Raw genomic sequence first — 788 nt, forward strand, 5'->3', positions numbered from 1 at the left:
TTAGAAAGTGTTTTGGAATTATATTTGGTTTATGACTTATACACGCTGCAACATAAGCTGGATGTTGGCCAAGTACAGCCAGCATACCGAAGAAGATGTGGTGTACTCATAATCCTTTACTAGCCGACGAAAAAAATTGGTCCACGCGATCGATCGTTCTACGACCCATCGTTTGGCGATAGGAACAAAGCCACGGGCCGATTCGGGACGGGATGCTTTCTCGAACTCAATGCTCCATCCAGCCAACGCTTCTTTGAATACGCCATTGTAATCGGACCGCCGATGCGGCCTGGTCGCCACAGATCACTTCTAATCGTTCACCGCACCGCCATAGCACGTCACCAATCAAGGCAACTGCCCCTGGGCCGTCAGCCTCATTGGCCGCGTGTACGTCCGCTACCCAAAGTCGCCCCTGCGCATCAACCACCCACTGCCGCTTGCGCCCATTAACGGCCTTGTGGCCATCCATGCCGCGTGCCACGCTGCCCATTGGGGCTAGCTTAACCGATTGTGAATCAATGCAAAGTAGCGAAGGTGACGCTTCCTGGCCAGCTCGGATTCGGTCGGCTTGATTCAAGGCAGCATTAAGTTTCTCAATGGTTCCATCCAGCTTCCAGCGGTGGAAGTAGTAGCAGATGGTCTGCCAGGGCAGGTGCTCGAATGGCAGATTGCGCCATTGACAGCCCGTGCGGAGTTGCCAGAGCAGAGCGTTGACGATAGGGCGAAGATCATGTTTTCGTTTGCGCTGAAGCGGTAAAAAAGGCGAACCGGGTCGCCGGAGCGATTGC

The 788-nt window shown here is 54.1% G+C and carries 1 protein-coding gene; it reads right to left on the reverse strand.

Annotated features, from left to right (window positions below; translation table 11 throughout):
* Positions 1 to 226: 226 nt before the first annotated feature.
* Positions 227 to 788: transposase (locus FBR45_RS26715; protein WP_246082399.1), on the reverse strand; the 562-nt coding region annotated here is incomplete at its 5' end.

It is taken from the genome of Spirosoma lacussanchae (assembly GCF_005870035.1).
GTDB classification, from domain to species: Bacteria; Bacteroidota; Bacteroidia; order Cytophagales; family Spirosomataceae; genus Spirosoma; species Spirosoma lacussanchae.